Origin of the sequence: Mycobacterium sp. MAC_080597_8934 (assembly GCF_000523975.1) — a bacterium.
GTDB lineage: Bacteria > Actinomycetota > Actinomycetes > Mycobacteriales > Mycobacteriaceae > Mycobacterium > Mycobacterium avium.
In genome coordinates, this window is record NZ_JAOS01000002.1 from 40,007 (window position 1) to 59,208 (window position 19,202).

The window sequence follows — 19,202 nt, forward strand, 5'->3', positions numbered from 1 at the left end:
GTGACAGAAACCACCGGCGCCGGCACCCGCCTCGACGACGAGCGGCTGGAGTTGTTGCGCCGCAAGCTTGCTGAGCGCGGCCTGTCCCGGTCGGCCGGCACGGCCAGGCACGACGAGCCACGCATGTCCGTCGGTCAGCACCGGATGTGGTTCGTGCAGTCGGTCGATCCCGACAGCGCGCTGCTCAACATCTGCGTTTCCTATCGCCTCACCGGCGGCGTCGACACCGGGCGGCTGCACCGCGCGGTCGACGCCGTTGCGGCCCGACACCCGGTCCTGCACACCACGTATGACACCACCGATGAGGGGGACCCGCGGCCGGTGCTCCGCGCGGACCTGCGGCCCGAGTGGGCCGAACACGACCTGTCCGGGCTGACCGAGCAGGCCCGCCGGTTGCGGCTGGATGTGTTGGCCCAGCGGGACTTTCGCCGGCCGTTCGACCTGAGCAAGGATTCGCCGCTGCGCGTCACGGCGGCCCGCCTGGCCGACGACGAGCTGATGCTGTTGATCACCGCCCACCACATCGCCTGGGACGACGGCTCATGGGCGCCGTTTTTCGCCGACCTGACCCGGGCGTACACCGCCCCGGGCGATTTCGATGCCACGCCGGTGGTGCCTGACCTATCGGCGGATCCGACCGCGATCCGCCGGGAAGACCTGGACTATTGGCGTCCGCTGATGGCCGATCTGCCGGAGCCGCTCGAGCTGCCCGGACCTAACGGTTCGGTGGTGCCCAGCACCTGGCGCGCGCAGCGTGCCTTCGCCGAATTGCCGGCGGAGATCGTCGACCGGGCGGCCGCGCTGGCCCGCGAGACGGGCGCCACCCCGTACATGGTGTTGATGGCCGCGTTCGCCGCGCTGGTGCACCGCTACACCGGGTCGACGGACTTCCTCGTCGCCGCCCCGGTGCTCAACCGCGGCGCGGCGACCGAGAACGTCATCGGCTACTACGGCAACACCGTGGTCATCCGGCTGCGACCGCAGTCGCATCAGAGCTTTCGCGAGCTGCTGGCCCAAACCCGCGACGGCGCGGTGGGCGCCTTCGCTCACTCCCGCGCCGACCTGGATTGGCTGGTGCGCGAATCGAATCCGGATCGCCGGCACGGCGCCGACCGGATGACCCGGGTCAGCTTTGGGCAGCGCGAGCCCGATGGCGCCGGCTTCTGCCCGCCCGGCGTGCGTTGTGAACGCGGCGATTTGCGAGGGCATTTCAACCAGCTGCCGCTGAGCCTGATGGTCGAGCTGAACCGCACGCCGGACGGTTCCGGTGGCGGTTTGGTGGAGGCCGAGTATCTGGTCGAGGTGCTCGATCAGCAGTTGGTGGAGCAGATGCTGCGTCACTACCGCACCCTGCTCGACAGCCTGCTGTCCGACCCGGACGCGACGCTGTCGGCATGCGCGCTGATGAGCGACGCGGACGCCGAGTGGCTGCGCGCGGTGTCGACCGGTGAACAATTCATCACCCCGGCCGCCACGTTGTCGGAGTTGGTCAGCCGCCGGGCGGCGCGCACCCCCGACGCCGTTGCCGTCGTCTACGAGGGCCGCACCTACACCTACCGGGACATCGAGGAAGAGTCGAACCGGGTGGCGCACTGGCTCATCGAGCGGGGCGTCGGCACCGAGGACCGGGTCGCGGTGCTGCTGGACAAGTCACCCGAGCTGGTCATCACCGCGCTCGGCGTGCTCAAGGCGGGCGGGGTGTACCTGCCGGTGGACCCCACCTATCCGCAGGACCGGCTGAACTTCATCCTCGGCGACGCCGACGCCAAACTCGTGCTGCGCGAACCGGTTACCGACCTGGCCGACTATCCGGCCACCGCACCTACCGAGTTGCTGCGGCCGCTGACCCCGCAGAACACCGCCTACCTCATCTACACCTCGGGTTCCACCGGGCTGCCCAAGGGCGTTCCGGTGCCGCACGCGCCCATCGCCGAGTACTTCGTCTGGTTCGGCGACGAGTACCGCATCGACGAGACGGACCGGCTGTTGCAGGTCGCATCGCCCAGCTTCGACGTGTCCATCGGAGAGATCTTCGGCACCCTGATCATGGGTGCGCGCCTGGTGATTCCGCGGCCCGACGGGTTGCGTGACATCGGCTACCTCACCGAACTGCTGGCCCGGGAGGGCATCACGTCGATGCACTTCGTGCCGTCGCTGCTGGGGCTGTTTCTGTCGTTGCCCGGGGTCAGCCAGTGGCGCACCCTGCGTCGGGTACCCATCGGCGGCGAGGCGCTGCCCGGCGAGATCGCCGACAAGTTCCACGCCACCTTCGACGCGTCGCTGTACAACTTCTACGGGCCGACCGAGACGGTGGTCAACTGCACCAGCTACCCGGTGGAAGGCGCACAGGGGACCCGGGTGGTGCCCATCGGGCGGCCCAAGATCAACACCCGGGTGTATCTGCTCGACAACGCCCTGCAGCCGGTTCCGCCCGGTGTGATCGGCGAAATCTACATCGCCGGAACACATGTCGCGCACGGATACCACCGCCGGCCGCAGCTGACCGCCGAGCGTTTCGTCGCCGACCCGTTCTCCCGGGGCGGGCGCATGTACCGCTCCGGCGACCTGGCCCGGCGCAACGCCAACGGCGACATCGAGTTCGTCGGCCGCGCCGACGAACAGGTGAAGATCCGCGGCTTCCGCATCGAGCTGGGCGAGATCGCCGCCGCCATCTCGGTCGACCCCAGCGTGGGGCAAGCGGTCGTGCTGGCCATGGACCTGCCCCAGTTGGGCAAGAGCCTGGTGGGATACGTGACACCGGCCCAGGGTGCCGGCACGGAAACCGTTGACGTCGAACGCATCCGGGCCCGGGTGGCGGCCGCGCTGCCGGACTACATGACGCCGGCCGCCTACGTGGTGCTCGACGAGATCCCGATCACCGCGCACCAGAAGATCGACCGCGCCGCGCTGCCGCAGCCGCAGATCGGCGCGGGCACCGAATACCGCGATCCCACGACTCCCACCGAACACCGCATCGCCCAACTGTTTTCCGGACTGCTCGGTCACGAACGGGTGGGCGTCGACGACTCGTTCTTCGATCTGGGTGGCCACTCGCTGGTCGCGACCAAACTGGTCACCGCGATCCGCGCCGAATGCGGGGTCGAGATCGGGATCCGCGACGTGTTCGAGCTGGCGACGGTGGGCCTGTTGGCGGAGCGGGTCGATCAGCTCAGTTCGGGCGAACTGACCGGAACGCGGCCCAAACTGATCGCGACCGCCCACGACGAGCCCCTGCCGCTTTCGGCGTCCCAGCTGCGCAGCTGGTTCGCCTACCGGATGGATGGGCCCAGTCCGGTCAACAACATTCCCTTCGCGGCGAGGCTGACCGGGCCGTGGGACATCGACGCGCTGATCGCGGCCGTCGGCGACGTCGTCGCCCGGCACGAGATCCTGCGCACCCGCTACGTCGAACTCGACGGCGTGCCCTACCAGGTGGTGGGCCCGCCCGGCGTCGAGATCCCGGTGCGCCGCGAGGACGGCCCCGACGACCCCTGGCTGCAGCAGCAGCTCGACGCCGAGCGGCGGCACTGCTTCGAGCTGGACGGCGAATTGCCGATCCGGGTCGCGGTGCTGCGCGTCGCGAACGCGGCCGAGCATGTGCTGTCTCTGGTCGTGCACCACATCGCATCCGACCATTGGTCGGCGGGTGTGCTGTTCGCCGACGTGATGACCGCCTACCGCGCGCGGCGCGGTGGGGAAGCGCCGTCCTGGGCTCCGCTGCGCGTGCAGTACGCCGACTACGCGGCCTGGCAGCGCACGTTTCTCGGTGACGCTGGCGGCCAGGAGTCCGCGGTTGCCGGTGCGCAGCGCGAGTACTGGACCCGGCAGCTGGCCGGGCTGCCGGAGGACACCGGGCTGCGCCCGGACTTCCCGCGCCAGCCGGTGCCCAGCGGGGACGGCGAATCCGTCGACTTCCACATCGACGCGGCCACCAGGGCCAAGCTCGCCGACGTGTGCCGCGAATTGGGCATCACCGAGTTCATGCTGCTGCAAACGGCGGTCGCCGTCGTGCTGCACAAGGCCGGTGGCGGCGTGGACATTCCGCTGGGCACCCCGGTAGCCGGTCGCACCGAAGCCGAATTGGACCAGCTGATTGGCTTTTTCGTCAACATCCTGGTGCTGCGCAACGACCTGGACGGCAACCCGACGTTGCGCGAACTGCTCAAGCGGGCCCGGGAAACCGCGCTGGCCGCCTATGCGCACCAGGACCTGCCGTTCGACCGGGTGGTCGACAGCGTCAGCCCGGTGCGGTCATTGTCGCGCAATCCGCTGTTCCAGGTCGTCGTGCACGTCCGCGATCACCTGTCCGCCACCCGGGTCATCGAGACCGCACCCGTCGGAGGCGACGGCCAGGACACCGTGTGCACGTCGCTGGATCCCGTCTTCGACATGGCGCACGCCGACCTGAGCGTGAACTTCTTCGGCACCGACGGCGCCGGCGACATCGGCTACAACTGCCATCTGATCTTCCGCACCGACCTGTATCGCAGGACCACCATCGAGCGGCTGGCCGGATGGCTGGTCCGGGCCGTCACCGCGTTCGCCGACGACCTCGACCAGACGTTGCGGGACGTCGCGCTGATCGACGCCGGCGAACAACAGCGCATCCTGCGACAGTGGAGCCGCGGCGCGCAGCCGCCACGGGACCGGCCGCGCACCATACCGGAACTGCTGCAAGCCAGCCGGTCGCTGGGGGCCGACCGGATCGCGGTGCGCTGCGGCGCCGAGCACATCGACTACCCTGCGCTGCACCGCCGTTCGGACAACCTGGCCGCGCTGCTCGTCGACAGGGGGGTAGGACCGGGCACGCTGGTCGGGCTGTCCACCCGGCGCAGCATCGAGCTGGTGGTGGCGCTGGTGGCCATCATGAAGGCCGGTGCCGGTTACTTCCCCGTCGATCCCGGATATCCTTCGGCGCGTAAGCAATTCATGCTCGACGACGTGCGGCCACCGGTCGTGGTCGCGACGGTCGAAGCGGTGGACACCATGCCGGGGCTGCCCGGGGTCGAGCTGCTCTCGCTGGACGATCCGCAGGTCCGCGCGCTGGTGGACCGCGACGACGTGGACCCGCGGGCGGGCCGACTGCGACCGCCCCACCCCGACGATCCGATGTATCTGGTGTTCACCTCGGGCTCCACCGGCAAGCCGAAAGGTGCTGTGGGAACGCATCGCTCGATGGCGGCCCGGCTGGATTGGCAGCTGCGGCACTACCCGCCGCGCACCGACGACGTTCGATTGGCGCAGGCCTCCATCACCTTCCTGGAAGGCGGCATGGAGATGCTGGCCGGGCTGGCGGCGGGCGCGACGATGATCCTGGCCGACGACGCCGAACACCGCGACCCCGAGGCGCTCGGGGAGTTGATGCACCGGCATTCGGTCGCCCAGGTGACCGCGGTGCCCAGCCTGGTCTCCGCGCTGCTGGACAGCCGGCCCGATGCGGTGCGCTCGCTGTCGCGGCTGGTGTGCGGCGGCGAGCCGGTCAGCACCTCGCTGCTGCAGCGGCTGGTGTCGGTGTGCGACGAAGCCGACGGCGGCGGCCCCGAGTTGTTGAACAACATCGGCTCGACCGAAACCTCCGGCGCGGTGTCCCGCGGGCCGTTGAGTCCGCCGAATCCGCTTGTCGGGAAACCCGTTCCGGGTGCGCAGGCGTATCTGCTCGACGACGGGCTGCGCCCGGTGCCGGTCGGCGTGGTGGGGGAGCTCTACTACGCCGGCGACCAGCTCGCTCGGGGGTATTGGAAACGTCCCGGCCTGACCGCGGCCCGGTTCGTCGCGAATCCGTTCGGGGCGGAACCCGGTTCGCGCCTGTACCGCAGCGGTGACCTGGCCCGGTGGACCGAGGACGGCCAGCTGGAATTCGTCGGGCGCTCCGACCACCAGGTGCAGGTCCGTGGTTTCCGGGTCGAGTTGGCCGAGGTCGAGGCGGCTCTGGCGGGCGCCGATGGCGTCGCCGCGGCGGCGGCCCGCACCTGGGAGGTGCACGGCGGCACCTCCCTGGCCGGCTACGTGGTGCCGCAACGGCCCATTGCCGACGAGGCCGAGAAGGCGGCGTTCGCCGCACAGGTGCGCGCCGAGATCGCTGCCACCTTGCCGGGCTACATGATGCCGTCGTCGCTGACCGTGCTCGACGCCCTGCCGAAAACCGAATCCGGCAAGCTGAATCGGCCCGGCCTGCCCCGGCCGGCGGTCAGCACCGGCGGCCGGACCGAGCCGGCCCGCACCGACACCGAACGGGCATTGGCCAACGTGTTCGCCGAGCTGCTGTCCACACCCGAGGTCGGGCGGTTCGACGACTTCTTCGCGCTGGGCGGCGACAGCATCCTGTCGGTGCAGCTGGCGTCGCGGGCGCGGGCAGCCGGCCTGCCGGTGAGTCCGCGGATGATCTTCGAGAACCCCACCGTGCAGCAGCTGGCTGCCGCCCTGGATGCGTTGGGAGACAACGATAGTGACGGTCGGCTGGACGATCAGCCGGCCGACACCCGGTTCGAGCCGATGAGCACCTCCGGGTTGTCGGCCTCGGATCTGGCCGCGGTGACCCAGCTTTGGTCGTCGTCGCGGGAAGGCACCGCATGACCGCCGCCGAAACCGATGTCGCCCCCGACATCGAGGATGTGATGGCGCTGAGCCCGCTGCAGGAGGGCTTGTATTCGCTGACCACGCTTGCCGAGTTCGCCGACGGCCAGCCGGCGGACGACCCGTACGTGATCGGGATGGCCGCCGACATCACCGGGACACTCGATGTCGCCCTGCTGCGCGATTGCGCGGAAAAGATGTTGGTGCGCCACCCGAACCTGCGGGCCAGCTTCTTTTCCCGAGGCATCCCGCGGCCGGTGCAGATCGTGCCGTCCCGGGTCGAGCTGCCGTGGCGGTCCGTCACGGCCTCGCCCGCTGAGGTGCCGATGCTGGAAACCGCCGAACGCCGGCGCCCCTTCGATCTCGAGCGCGGGCCGGCCATCCGTTTCCTGCTCATCGAATTACCGGATGCGCATTGGCGTTTGGTGCTGACCGCTCATCACATCGTGATCGACGGCTGGTCGCTGCCGGTGTTCGTCAACGAGCTGATGACCCTGTACCGGGCCGGCGGCGATCGGTCGGCGCTGCCCGCCGCGCCGCGGCCCTATCGCGACTACATCGGTTGGCTGGCCGGCCGCGATCTACAAGCCAGCCAACGGGTTTGGCGCGAACACCTGGCCGGGCTGCCCGGTCCCACCCTGCTGGCCGCCTCGCTCGGCTCGGCCGAGGCGACCGGGGGACAGCGGACTGCGTTGCCGCGCACCACCGAATTGCGGATGCCGGCGGAGGCCACCGCGCGGCTGGCCGCCGAGACCCGGTCCCGCGGCATCACCGTCAACACCCTGATGCAGATGGCGTGGGCGCTGGTGCTGTCCCGGCTGACCGACACCCGCGACGTGGTTTTCGGGGTCACGGTGTCGGGCCGGCCGCCGGAGTTGACCGGTGTGGAGACCATGGTCGGTCTGTTCATCAACACCGTGCCGCTGCGGGTGCGGCTCGACCCCGCCGCGACCGTCGGCGAACAGTGCCGGGCCGTGCAGCGCGACGCCGCGCTGCTGCGTGAGCACAGCTACCTCGGGCATGCCCAGCTGCGCGCCCTCGGCGGGATCGGCGAGATGTTCGACACGCTGCTGGTGTACGAGAACTTCCCGATGGACGGATTGACCGCCGGCGGTGAATTGTCCGCCGGCGGTGCGACATTCCGGCCGTCGGCCCTGCAAACGCTGTCCCACTTCCCGATCGCCGTCGCCGCCCACATGGAAGGCGGCGAACTGGTGGTGCTGATCGAAGTGGTCGACGGCGCGCTCGGTGTCATCCCCGCCGATGCGGTCGGGCGCCGGCTGCTGACCACCGCCGAGCGACTGCTGCGGCACTGGGAGCGCCCGTTGCGTGCCGTCAGCGTCCTGTTCGACGACGAAGCCGCACCGCTGCGCGCCGCCGGGCCCATCGCGCCGCCGTCACCGAAATGCCTGCCCGCCCGATTCGCCGACGTGGTGGCGCAGACACCCGACGCGCCGGCGGTCAGCTGGGCGCAGGGCTCGCTCACCTACCGCGAACTGGACGAGGCGACCAACCGGCTCGCGGCACAACTTGTCGCGCTCGGGGTCGAACCCGAAACACCGGTCGCGATCAAGCTTTCCCGCGGGCCGCGCTACGTCGTCGCGATGCTGGCGGTGCTGAAGGCCGGCGGCATGTGCGTGCCGATGGAGCCGGGAATGCCCGCGCCGCGGGTGAACTCGATTCTGCGCCAGTCCGGCGCCTCGATCGTGCTGGACGAGGAGCGGATCGACGAACTCCTCGAGGCCGGCAGATCCCAGCACGGCGGCTTCGAGCCGCCCGACATCCCGCCGGCCCAGGCCGCCTATGTGGTGTTCACCTCCGGCACGACGGGAGAACCCAAGGGCGTCATCGGAACTCACGGCGCGGTGGGCGCCTACGCCGACGACCACCTCGACCGGGTGTTACGCCCGGCGGCGGCCGCGCTGGGCCGCCCGTTGCGCATCGCCCACGCCTGGTCCTTCGCCTTCGACGCCGCCTGGCAGCCGCTGGTTGCATTGCTCGACGGCCACGGCGTGCACGTCGTCGACGAAGCCACCCAGACCGACGCGGAGGCGCTGGTCGCGCTGATCGCCGAGCACGGCGTCGACATGATCGACACCACCCCGTCGATGTTCGCCCAGCTGCAGGCCTTCGGCCTGCTGAGCGAGGCGCCGCTGACCGTGCTGGCGTTGGGGGGCGAGGCGCTCGGCAGCGCGGCCTGGGCCCGAATCCGCAACGCGTGCAACACCACAACGATGTCGGCGTACAACTGCTACGGCCCGACCGAGACCACCGTCGAGGCGGTGGTGGCCGCCATCGCCGAGCACGCCGAGCCGTCCATCGGGCGGCCCACCCGGCACACCCGCGGCTACGTGCTGGACTCCGAGTTGCGCCCGGTGCCGTGCGGGGCGACCGGCGAGCTGTACCTGGGCGGCGCCCAGCTGGCCCGCGGCTATCTGGGCCGCGCGGGGGAGACCGCGTCCCGGTTCGTCGCCGACCCGTTCGCGGCCTCCGAACGGATGTATCGAACCGGGGACCTGGTGCGCCGGTTGCCCGACGGCTCACTGCAATACGTGGGACGCGCCGACGCCCAGGTGAAGATCCGCGGCCACCGGGTGGAGCCCGGCGAGATCGCGGCCGCACTGGAATCACACCCCGCCGTCCGGCACGCCGGTGTGCTGGTGCGCCACCGCGACGGCGCACCGCGGCTCACCGCCTACGTGGCGACGCACCGGGCCGCACCCGACACGCCGAGCCCGGCCGAGCTGCGCGGCATGCTCAGCGCCCGGCTGCCGCGCTACATGGTGCCGCAGCGCATCATCATGGTCGACGAAATCCCGTTGACCCCCAACGGGAAGCTCGACGAAACCGCGCTGGCCGCCGTGGACAACGCCGAAGCCGTCGACGGCGCGGCCACGCCACAGACCGGCACCGAATCAGCGCTGGCCGAACTGATCGCCGAGCTGCTCGGCCAGCCGCGAGTCGACGTCACCGCGGACTTCCTGGCGCTGGGCCTGGACAGCATCATGGCGCTCTCGGTGGTCCAGGCGGCCCGGGCCCGCGGAATCGCGTTGCGCGCCAGGCTCGTTCTCGACTGCACCAGCATCCGCGAACTTGCCGAAGCGATCGACGCGGAAAGCACGCCCGCCGCGGGCCGAGTGGACGACGGAACGGGCCCGATGCCGTTGCTGCCCAACGGCCGCTGGCTCTACGAACACGGCCAGCCGCGCAGACTGGCCCAAACCGAAGCCATCCGGGTCCCGCAGACGCTGCGCCGCGACCAGTTGGAGACCGCCCTGGCCGGCATCATCGACGGTCACGAGGTGCTGCGCAGCCGGGTGGACCGCGCCACGATGACCCTGGTTGCGGGACCGGCTCCCGACATCGGTAGGGAACTGGAAGAGGTTGCGGTGGTTGGTGATCTGCGCGCGGCGGTGGCCGACCACGCCACCCGGGCGATCGACCGGCTGGACCCCGAACGCGGGGTGCTGCTGAGCGCGGTGTGGCTGCGACCGGCCGACGGGGACGGCGTGCTGCTGCTCACCGCGCACGTCATCGCCCTCGACCCGGCGTCGTGGCGGGTGGTCCTCGGCGAACTCGGCGCCGCCTTGACGGCGGCGGCCACCGGTCACTCGCCGGCGGCCGTCCGGGAGCACACCAGCTACCGCCGCTGGGCGCACGCGCTGACCGCGCGTGCGCACCGGTTGGACACCGTGGGGTTCTGGGCGTCCGAATTGGACGGCGACGACCCCGATCTCGGCGCCCGGCGCGTCGACCCGGCCCGCGACCGCGCCCGCGACCTGCTCGTCCGCAACGTCGCCACCGACGCCGACCTCACCCGCCGGCTCCTGGAGTCGGGTCTGCCGCTGCCCACGCTGCTGGTGGCCGCCACCGCGGCCACCGTGACGCGCTGGCGCCGGCAACGCGGACAATCCACGCCGCCGCCACTGCTGGCCCTCGAAACACACGGCCGCGCAGACAGTTTGGTGGACGGCCCGGGTGCACACACCATCGACACCGGCGACACGGTGGGCCTGCTCAGCTCCATCTACCCGATCCGGGTCGACGCGGCGGACCCGCGACGGGTGGCCGACAAGCTGGCCGCGATCCCCGGCGACGGACTCGACTACGGGCTGCTGCGCTACCTGCGTGACGACACCGCCGAACGGCTCGCCGCCCTCCCGTCGCCGCAACTGCTGCTGAACTACCTGGGCGCCGCCCACACCGACGGCGGCACCGGGCTGACGCTCGAGCGTGAGCTGCTCGCCGGACTGTCACCGATCCCCGAGCCCGACCTGGCCGTGCGCCACGAGCTCACCATCGCGGCGATGGTGCTGACATACGGCGGACAACGGGTGCTGGCCGCGCAGTGGCGCACCCTGCCCGATATTCTCACAGACACGGATATCACTGCGCTGCAAGAGCTTTGGGTCGATTCACTGCGGGAGATGGTGACATGAGCACACTTGCGATCCTGGGCGCGGGAGCCAAGGCGGTGGCGGTGGCCGCCAAGGCTTCGGTGCTGCGCGACATGGGTGTCGAGGTTCCCGACGTGGTCGCGGTGGAACGCATCGGCGTGGCGGCGAACTGGCAGGCCAGCGGCGGCTGGACCGACGGTGCGCACCGGCTGGGTACCAGCCCGGAAAAGGACGTCGGCTTCCCCTACCGCTCGGCGCTGGTGCCGCGCCGCAACGCCGAACTGGACGAGCGGATGACCCGCTACAGTTGGCAGTCCTATCTGATCGCGACGGCGTCGTTCGCCGAATGGATCGACCGCGGCAGGCCGGCGCCGACGCACCGCCGGTGGAGCCAGTATCTGTCCTGGGTGGCCGACCACGTGGGGATGACCGTGGTGCACGGCGAGGTCGAACAACTGGCCGTCACCGGGGACCGCTGGGCGCTGCATACCCACGAAACCACCGTGCACGCCGACGCGTTGATGATCACCGGCCCCGGCCAGGCCGAAAAGTCTTTGCTCCCAGGCAATCCGCGGATGCTGTCCATCGCCCAGTTCTGGGATCGCGCCGCCAACCACGACCGGATCAGGGCCGAGCGGGTCGCGGTGATCGGCGGTGGAGAGACGGCCGCGGCGATGCTCAACGAGTTGTTCCGGCACCGGGTGTCCAGCATCACCGTCATCTCGCCCCAGGCGACGCTGTTCACCCGGGGCGAAGGGTATTTCGAGAACTCGCTGTTCTCCGACCCGACCAACTGGCCGGCCCTGACCCTGGCCGAACGCCGGGATGCGTTGGCCCGCACCGATCGCGGGGTGTTCTCGTCGTCCGTGCAGGAAGCGCTGCTGGCCGACGACCGTATCCACCACCTTCGGGGACGGGTCGCCCACGCGGTGGGCGTGCAGGGACAGATCCGGCTGACGCTGTCCACCAACCGCGGCAGTGAGAACCTGGAGACCGTGCACGGCTTCGACCTGGTGATCGACGGCTCCGGTGCCGACTCGCTTTGGTTCGCACCGCTGTTCAGCCAGGAGGCCCTCGATCTGCTGGAGCTCGGTCTGGGCGGACCCCTGAGCTCGGAGCGGCTGCAGGAGGCGATAGGTTATGACCTGGCCGTCACCGACGTCACCCCCAAGTTGTTCCTACCGAACCTGTCCGGGCTCACCCAGGGGCCCGGGTTCCCCAACCTGAGCTGCCTCGGCTTGCTGTCCGACCGGGTGTTGGGATCGACCCTTGGCCCGACGAAGTATCCCGCGCGAAGGAGACATGATGAGCGCCAACCCCTTTGACGACGACACCGCGACCTTCGTGGTGCTGGTCAACGACGAGGACCAGCACAGCCTGTGGCCGACCTTCGCCGAGACGCCCCCGGGCTGGCGTGTGGTCTTCGGTGCGGCCGGCCGCGCCGACTGCCTGCAGTACGTGGAGCAGAATTGGTCGGATATCCGGCCCAAGAGCCTGATCGAGGCGCTCGCCGGCGAGTAGCCGCCACCGCGAAACGCGGTCCGCGGCCGGAGCGTCGTCGTAACGTGACCAACTCGAGACACAAAATGCCGTGTCGCAAGGCACACTTACACCATCTTCAACCATGAAGACGTGTGACCGCGTGCGGCGCAACCGCAAAACCCCGCCACGGTCCATGCGCATCGAAGGGGGACCTGTGAAAACCGTGAAGTCCATTGCCACGGGCGTGGCGGCGCTGACCGCCATCGGCGGCCCGGCCGCCGGTGTGGCTTCCATGGCAGCGCCGACCGGTCTGCATGACGTGCAGTTGGCGGCGTTCGGAGCGCCGCTGCCGCAAGACCCGCCGCCACCGCCGCCCCTGCCGCCGGGAGCGCCGGGCCAGTTGCCGACGGCGGATCAATTGGCCAACCTCTGCAACCAGGTGACCGATCCGGGCGTGAACTACCGGGAGAAGGCCAACTTGGTGGAAAACGGCGTCAGCCAGAACGAGGGTATGGTGGCCGACCACGACCTGCGGAAGGCCTACCGCAACGGGAACTTCCCCGAGCAGTTCAACGTCACCAACATCGCGCCGGCCGGACCCAACATGGCCCAAGCCGACGTCGGCATCACGGGGCCCAAGTTCGCCGGGCCGGTCAACAAGCACCTGGTGTTCGTCAACCAGGGCGGCAACTGGGTCCTGCAGCACGACGCCGCGATCGCGCTGATCCAGGCGGCCACCGCGATGAACTGACCGACATCGGTAAACCCTTGCCGGACCGCCGAATTCGTGCACACGCAGTGACGGTCATCGACCCCCATGCGCCACCCGTCCAGGGGCGCATGGGGGTTCGGCGTCTTACCGCGCAACCATCGGCTCGCACAGCCCGCGCACAGTTTGCTCATGTCCCCTGCACATCGGCAGGCCGTAACGTATCGGTGCCGAGACACGAATTAGCAGATGCAACGGGGCACCATCCACATCCAACAAAGGGCGACCGGGGTACCACCTGCGCGTCGACATTCGTGCCCACCGAAGGGGGAATCATGAACACCGTCAAAACCATTGCCACCGGCGTGGCGGCGCTGGCCATCGTCGGGGGCGCCGCCGCCGGACTGGCCGCCGCCGCGGCGCCGAGCGCGCCGGGCACCGTGCGGCTCGCCGCCGTCGGCGCACCGCTTCCGCAGGATCCGCCGCCGGCACAGCCGGTCGCGGGCGCCAACGTCCCGACTTCCGACCAGCTCACCGGCCTGCTCAACAGCCTGGCCGACCCGAGTGTTCCGTTCGCGAACAAGAGCAACCTGGTGCAGGGCGGGATCAGCGGTGTGGAAGCGCACGTCGCCGACAAGAAGCTGCAGAAGGCCGCCAAAAATGGTGACCTGCCGCTGTCGTTCGACGTGACCAACATCCAACCGACCGCCTCGGGTGCGGCGACGGCCGACGTTTCGGTGTCCGGTCCCAAGCTGACCTCGCCGGTCACCCAGAACGTCACCTTCGTCAACCAGGGCGGTTGGGTGCTGTCGCGGGCGTCGGCGATGGAGTTGCTGCAGGCCGCCGGTCAGTGATCGGCGCGTAGCGCACCCAGCTCCAGTTTCGCGATGCGGTCCGGATCCGCCAGCACGTCGATCGCGCGGATCCGGCCGCCGCGCACCACGAAACCCATGACCGACGCGGCGCGGCCTGCGACGAAGATGACGGCACCCGCGGCGCCGTTGACCGTCGCGGCGCACGCCTCGCGCTCGGGCCCCGCGTAGCTGCGGGCCAGCTTGGCCACCGCGGCCGCGCCCTGCACCCGAACCGTCGCGGTGGCCGGCCCGAAGTCGCCGCGCAGCACCACGTCGGGATGCAGCACCGACACCAGGCGGTCGAAGTCCCCGCTGCGGCCCGCCGCGAAGAAGGCGTCGACCACCTCGCGCTGCGCGGCCAGGTCGCCGTCCGGGACCGGATCGGCCCGCTCGATGCGTCGGCGCGCCCGGCTGGCCAGCTTGCGGGCCGACTCCGGCGTGCCGTCCACGATCGCGGCGATCTGCGCGAACGGGACGGCGAACACGTCGTGCAGCACGAACGCCAGCCGCTCCGCCGGCGGCAGCGTGTCCAGCACCACGAACAGCGCCATCCCCACCGCGTCGGCCAGCATCGCGCGGTGCTCTGGATCGAACTCGCCGGCCGGCTCCACGATCGGGTCCGGCAGGTGGGCCGCCGGCTCGGCGCCGTCGCGAGTTCGGCGGTCGCGCAACATGTTCAGGCAGATGCGGGCCACCACCGTGGTCAGCCAGGCGTCCAGGTTGGCGATGTCCGCGCCGCCGCTGCGGTCGAGCCGCAGCCAGGCCTCCTGCACGGCGTCCTGGGCGTCATCGATCGAGCCCAGCATGCGGTACGCGAGCGCACCCAGCCGGGGCCGGGCCGCCTCGAACCGGGCCGTCAGGTCCGCCGCGTCCGGGCTCGTCATGGCCGCGGGGTGTCGGGCAGCGCACACACCCGGCTCCCGGAGAACCCGGACGAGGCGATGCCGAGCGCGATGTTGAAGCGGGCGCGCAGGTTGCCCAGCGTGATGACGTGGGTCAGGCCGACCAGTTGTGCGGTGTCGAAGTGCGCGCGCAGCGCGTCGAACAGCTCATCGCTCACCTCGACCGGGGTGCGGCTGATCGCGGTGGCGTATTCCAGGATCAGCTTGTCGACGTCGGAAAAGCATGCGGCGTCGCGGTAGTCGGCCATGGCCAGCAGTTCCTCGTCGGTGATTCCCCATCGCCGGGCGATCTGGGAGCCCAGGTCGATGCAGTATTCGCAGCGCACCGTCGTCGCCGCCTTCAGCTCGGCCAGCGCGCGGTGCCGCGGCGACAGGATGTCCAGCCTGGACTCGGCCTGCTCCAACCTGCCGTAGGCGTTGAGCAGTCTCGGGATATGCGCATACATGCGCAGCGGTTCCAGCATCCCCGCGGTTTCCAGCCCGGTCATCTGGGCGAGCTTGCGCCTGGTGAAGAAGAAGGCGATCCTGGCGCCCAGGCCGGCGTCGCGGTCGGACACTCCCGGCAGCCGTGACATGGCGATCCTCCTGGCAAGTTGTGCTGTTGACCAAGGTCCTCACTAGGTCGACACGCGGCCAGGCCCAAACGTGACCGCGGGTTATCCGGACGGGCCCAACGGCAGGTCCATGTCGTACACCCGGGCGTGCAACACCGTGCGGTTCCGCAGCGCCGCCCGCACCGCGCGGTGCAGCCCGTCCTCGAGATAGGTGATGCCCTTCCACCGCACCGCGTGCGGGAAGAGGTCGCCATAGAAGGTGGAGTCCTCCGACAGCAACCGATCCAGCGCCAGCACCGTTGTGGTGGTGACCAATTCGTCGAGCCGGATCTGCTGCGGCGGGATCTGCGACCAGTCCCGGTAGGACAGGTTGTGCTCGGGATAGGGTTTGCCGTCGCGCACGCCCTTGAAAATCATCGGCGCCTCTTTCCCGACGCGGTCTGGTGGGCCGAGCGTTTCATGCTGGAAAGGCTAGCCGGGACCCCGGTCGTCCGGCGAGCAGACGCGAAAGCACCCGACACGCCGGGCGGCGGGGAGCTTTTGCGTCTGCTCGCGCTTCAACGGTGAGGTCGGGCCCGCTCGAGACCGTAAAATGAACCCAGCTAACGCGGTATCGATGGAGGTGAGGGCCAGTGGGGAGTGCCGATGAGCGTCGCTTCGAGGTGCTGCGCGCCATCGTCGCCGACTTCGTCGCCACCAAGGAGCCGATCGGTTCCAAGACCTTGGTGGAGCGTCACAACCTGGGCGTGTCGTCGGCCACCGTCCGCAACGACATGGCGGTGCTGGAGGCCGAGGGTTACATCACCCAGCCGCACACCAGCTCCGGGCGGGTCCCCACCGAGAAGGGCTACCGCGAATTCGTCGACCGGCTCGACGACGTCAAGCCGCTGTCGGCGGCCGAACGGCGCGCGATCCGGAACTTCATGGAATCGGGTGTCGACCTCGACGACGTGCTGCGCCGCGCGGTGCGGCTGCTCGCGCAGCTGACCCGGCAGGTGGCCATCGTGCAGTACCCGACGTTGTCGTCGTCCACCGTGCGGCACCTCGAGGTGATCGCCCTGACCCCGGCGCGGCTGCTGATGGTCGTCATCACCGACTCTGGCCGGGTGGATCAGCGCATCGTCGAACTCGGCGACGTCATCGACGACCACGAGCTGTCCCGGCTGCGCGAGATGCTCGGGCAGGCGCTGGTCGGCAAGAAGCTGTCCGCCGCGTCGGTCGCGGTGGCCGACCTTGCCGAGCAGCTGCGCAGCCCCGACGGCCTGGGTGACGCGGTGGGCCGGTCGGCCACGGTGTTGCTGGAGTCGCTGGTCGAACACAGCGAGGAACGCCTGCTGATGGGCGGTACCGCCAACCTGACCCGCAACGCCGCCGATTTCGGCGGCTCGTTGCGTTCCATCCTGGAGGCGCTCGAGGAGCAGGTCGTGGTGCTGCGGTTGCTGGCCGCCCAGCAGGAGGCCGGTAAGGTGACGGTGCGCATCGGCCACGAGACGGCCGCCGAGCAGATGGTGGGCACCTCGATGGTCACCACCGCCTACGGCACCTCCGACACCGTTTACGGGGGAATGGGTGTGCTGGGGCCCACCCGGATGGACTATCCGGGAACTATCGCCAGCGTTGCTGCGGTTGCCATGTATATCGGCGAAGTCCTGGGTGCTCGATGAGCGCGCACCCGCACCGTGGGTAGGCGCGGAAAAGACCAGGTATAGGAGAGGCAAGCGTGGCACGCGACTATTACGGGCTGCTCGGCGTGAGCCGAGGCGCCAGCGATGCGGAGATCAAACGCGCGTACCGCAAGCTGGCGCGCGAACTGCATCCCGACGTCAACCCCGACGAGGCCGCGCAGGCGAAATTCAAGGAGATCAGCGTCGCCTACGAGGTGCTCAGCGACCCGGAGAAACGGCGGATCGTCGACCTGGGCGGTGATCCGCTGGAGGGGGCGGCCGCGGCGGGCGGCGGCTTCGGAGGGTTCGGCGGCCTCGGCGATGTGTTCGAGGCCTTTTTCGGGGGCGGCTTCGGCGGCGGCACCACCTCCCGCGGCCCGATCGGGCGGGTCCGGCCGGGCTCGGATTCGCTGCTGCGGATGCGGCTCGACCTCGAGGAGTGCGCCACCGGGGTGACCAAGCAGGTCACCGTCGACACCGCCGTGCTGTGCGACCGCTGCCACGGCAAGGGCACCAACGGCGACTCCGCCCCGGTGCCATGCGACACCTGCGGCGGCCGCGGCGAGGTGCAGACGGTGCAGCGCTCGCTGCTCGGCCAGGTGATGACGTCCCGGCCGTGCCCGACCTGCCGCGGCGTCGGCGTCGTCATCCCCGACCCGTGCCACCAGTGCATGGGCGACGGCCGGGTGCGGGCCCGCCGCGAGATCAGCGTCAAGATCCCCGCCGGGGTGGGTGACGGCATGCGGGTGCGGCTGGCCGCCCAGGGCGAGGTGGGTCCCGGCGGTGGCCCGGCCGGTGACCTCTACGTCGAGGTGCACGAACAGCCCCACGACGTCTTCGTCCGCGAGGGCGACGACCTGCACTGCACGGTGTCGGTGCCGATGGTCGACGCGGCGCTGGGCGCCACCGTCACCGTCGACGCCATCCTGGACGGCGTCAGCGAAATCACCATTCCGCCCGGCACCCAACCGGGTTCGGTCATCACGCTGCGCGGCCACGGCATGCCGCACCTGCGGTCGGGCACCCGCGGCGATCTGCACGTGCACGTCGAGGTGGTGGTGCCCAGCCGGCTGGACGCCCGCGACACCGAGCTGCTGCGCGAATTCAAGGCCCGCCGCGGCCGCGACGTCCCCGAGGTCCGCTCCACCCACGCCGGCGGCGGATTGTTCAGCCGGCTGCGCGAAACCTTCACCGGGCGCTAGCCCGACGCCGCGCGGGCCCCGCCATGGTCGCGACGCTGTTCTACACCGACGAGCTGCCCGACGCCGGCTCGCTGGCCGTGCTGGGCGGCGACGAGGGGTTTCACGCCGCCACCGTCCGGCGGATCCGCCCCGGGGAACGCCTGGTGCTCGGCGACGGCGCCGGCGGGCTGGCCCGCTGCGAGGTGGAGCACGCCGGGCGCGACGGGCTGCGGGCGCGGGTGCTCGAACGCTGGACCGTGGCGCCGCCGAACCCGCCGGTGACCGTGGTACAGGCCCTGCCGAAGTCCGAGCGCTCGGAGCTGGCTGTCGAACTGGCCACCGAGGCCGGCGCGGATGGGTTCCTGGCCTGGCAGGCCGCCCGGTGTGTGGCCAATTGGCACGGCCCGCGGGTGGACAAGGGTTTGCGCCGCTGGCGGGCGGTCGCCAAGGCGGCGGCCCGCCAGTCCCGCCGGCCGCACATTCCCACCGTCGACGGGGTGCTGTCCACCGCGTCGCTGACGTCGCGGATCCGCGACGAGGTGGCCGCCGGCGCGGTGGTGCTGGCCCTGCACGAGTCGGCCACCGACCGGCTTACGGATGTGCCTGTGGCACAGGCGAAGTCGCTGTTCCTGGTGATCGGCCCCGAAGGCGGTATCGCCGACGACGAGCTCGCCGCCCTGCGGCAGGCGGGCGCGCTGAGCGTCCGGCTGGGCCCCCAGGTGCTGCGCACGTCGACGGCCGCCGCGGTGGCGCTGGGCGCGCTCGGGGTGCTGACCCCGCGCTGGGACGACGCCGCGAGCCCGTAATTTCGTCGCACTTTGGCCGCAGAAACGCAGGTCGGCCAACGACCGGGCCGCCCGGTGCGCCGCCTGAACATTGGGGCCAG

At 70.5% G+C, this 19,202-nt stretch carries 12 protein-coding genes; 9 read left to right on the top strand and 3 right to left on the bottom strand.

Annotated elements, in window-relative coordinates:
• The 6 genes from NF20_RS02180 to NF20_RS02205 all read left to right on the top strand — a co-directional run bounded on the left by NF20_RS02180 (position 1) and on the right by NF20_RS02205 (position 14,015).
• Entirely contained in the window at positions 1-6,573 is a 6,573-nt protein-coding gene (locus NF20_RS02180) for a non-ribosomal peptide synthetase (protein ID WP_011724535.1), read from the top strand.
• Positions 6,570-11,012 (top strand): non-ribosomal peptide synthetase, encoded by a 4,443-nt coding sequence (locus NF20_RS02185; RefSeq protein ID WP_033713222.1) that lies wholly within the window; start codon positions 6,570-6,572, stop codon positions 11,010-11,012. Before NF20_RS02180 ends, NF20_RS02185 begins: the two co-directional genes overlap by 4 nt.
• The gene (gene mbtG / locus NF20_RS02190; RefSeq protein ID WP_024637655.1) at positions 11,009-12,295 is read left to right on the top strand and encodes an NADPH-dependent L-lysine N(6)-monooxygenase MbtG; all 1,287 of its coding nucleotides are present in this window, start codon (positions 11,009-11,011) and stop codon (positions 12,293-12,295) included. Before NF20_RS02185 ends, mbtG begins: the two co-directional genes overlap by 4 nt.
• Positions 12,276-12,491, top strand: a complete 216-nt coding sequence (locus tag NF20_RS02195; protein ID WP_003875997.1) for an MbtH family protein — start codon at positions 12,276-12,278, stop codon at positions 12,489-12,491. The genes mbtG and NF20_RS02195 overlap by 20 nt, the downstream gene beginning before the upstream one ends.
• Positions 12,492-12,666: 175 nt before the next feature.
• Complete coding sequence (locus NF20_RS02200; protein WP_011724538.1) at positions 12,667-13,203, top strand: hypothetical protein; 537 nt, start codon at positions 12,667-12,669, stop codon at positions 13,201-13,203.
• Positions 13,204-13,496: 293 nt separating this feature from the next.
• Entirely contained in the window at positions 13,497-14,015 is a 519-nt protein-coding gene (locus NF20_RS02205) for a hypothetical protein (protein WP_011724539.1), read from the top strand.
• On the opposite strand, the gene NF20_RS02210 is transcribed toward NF20_RS02205, so the two are convergent.
• The 3 genes from NF20_RS02210 to NF20_RS02220 form a co-directional block, all read right to left on the bottom strand.
• Positions 14,009-14,899, bottom strand: a complete 891-nt coding sequence (locus NF20_RS02210) for a sigma-70 family RNA polymerase sigma factor (protein WP_011724540.1) — start codon at positions 14,897-14,899, stop codon at positions 14,009-14,011. The two genes, NF20_RS02205 and NF20_RS02210, sit on opposite strands and share 7 nt — an antisense overlap.
• Positions 14,896-15,492, bottom strand: a complete 597-nt coding sequence (locus NF20_RS02215; RefSeq protein WP_024637522.1) for a carboxymuconolactone decarboxylase family protein — start codon at positions 15,490-15,492, stop codon at positions 14,896-14,898. Before NF20_RS02215 ends, NF20_RS02210 begins: the two co-directional genes overlap by 4 nt.
• A gap of 81 nt (positions 15,493-15,573) precedes the next feature.
• Complete coding sequence (locus tag NF20_RS02220) at positions 15,574-15,888, bottom strand: type II toxin-antitoxin system VapB family antitoxin (RefSeq protein ID WP_003876002.1); 315 nt, start codon at positions 15,886-15,888, stop codon at positions 15,574-15,576.
• Between the two features lie 215 nt (positions 15,889-16,103).
• Here NF20_RS02220 and hrcA point away from each other — a divergent pair, with 215 nt between their 5' ends.
• From hrcA to NF20_RS02235, 3 genes are read left to right on the top strand one after another with little or no spacing between them, the layout of a single operon-like run.
• Positions 16,104-17,135, top strand: a complete 1,032-nt coding sequence (gene hrcA / locus NF20_RS02225; protein ID WP_024637521.1) for a heat-inducible transcriptional repressor HrcA — start codon at positions 16,104-16,106, stop codon at positions 17,133-17,135.
• A gap of 56 nt (positions 17,136-17,191) precedes the next feature.
• The gene (gene dnaJ, locus NF20_RS02230; RefSeq protein ID WP_019731900.1) at positions 17,192-18,337 is read left to right on the top strand and encodes a molecular chaperone DnaJ; all 1,146 of its coding nucleotides are present in this window, start codon (positions 17,192-17,194) and stop codon (positions 18,335-18,337) included.
• Between the two features lie 23 nt (positions 18,338-18,360).
• Positions 18,361-19,122: a 16S rRNA (uracil(1498)-N(3))-methyltransferase gene (locus NF20_RS02235; protein WP_003876005.1), complete on the top strand. Its 762-nt coding sequence runs from the start codon at positions 18,361-18,363 to the stop codon at positions 19,120-19,122.
• The last annotated feature ends 80 nt before the right edge of the window (positions 19,123-19,202 follow it).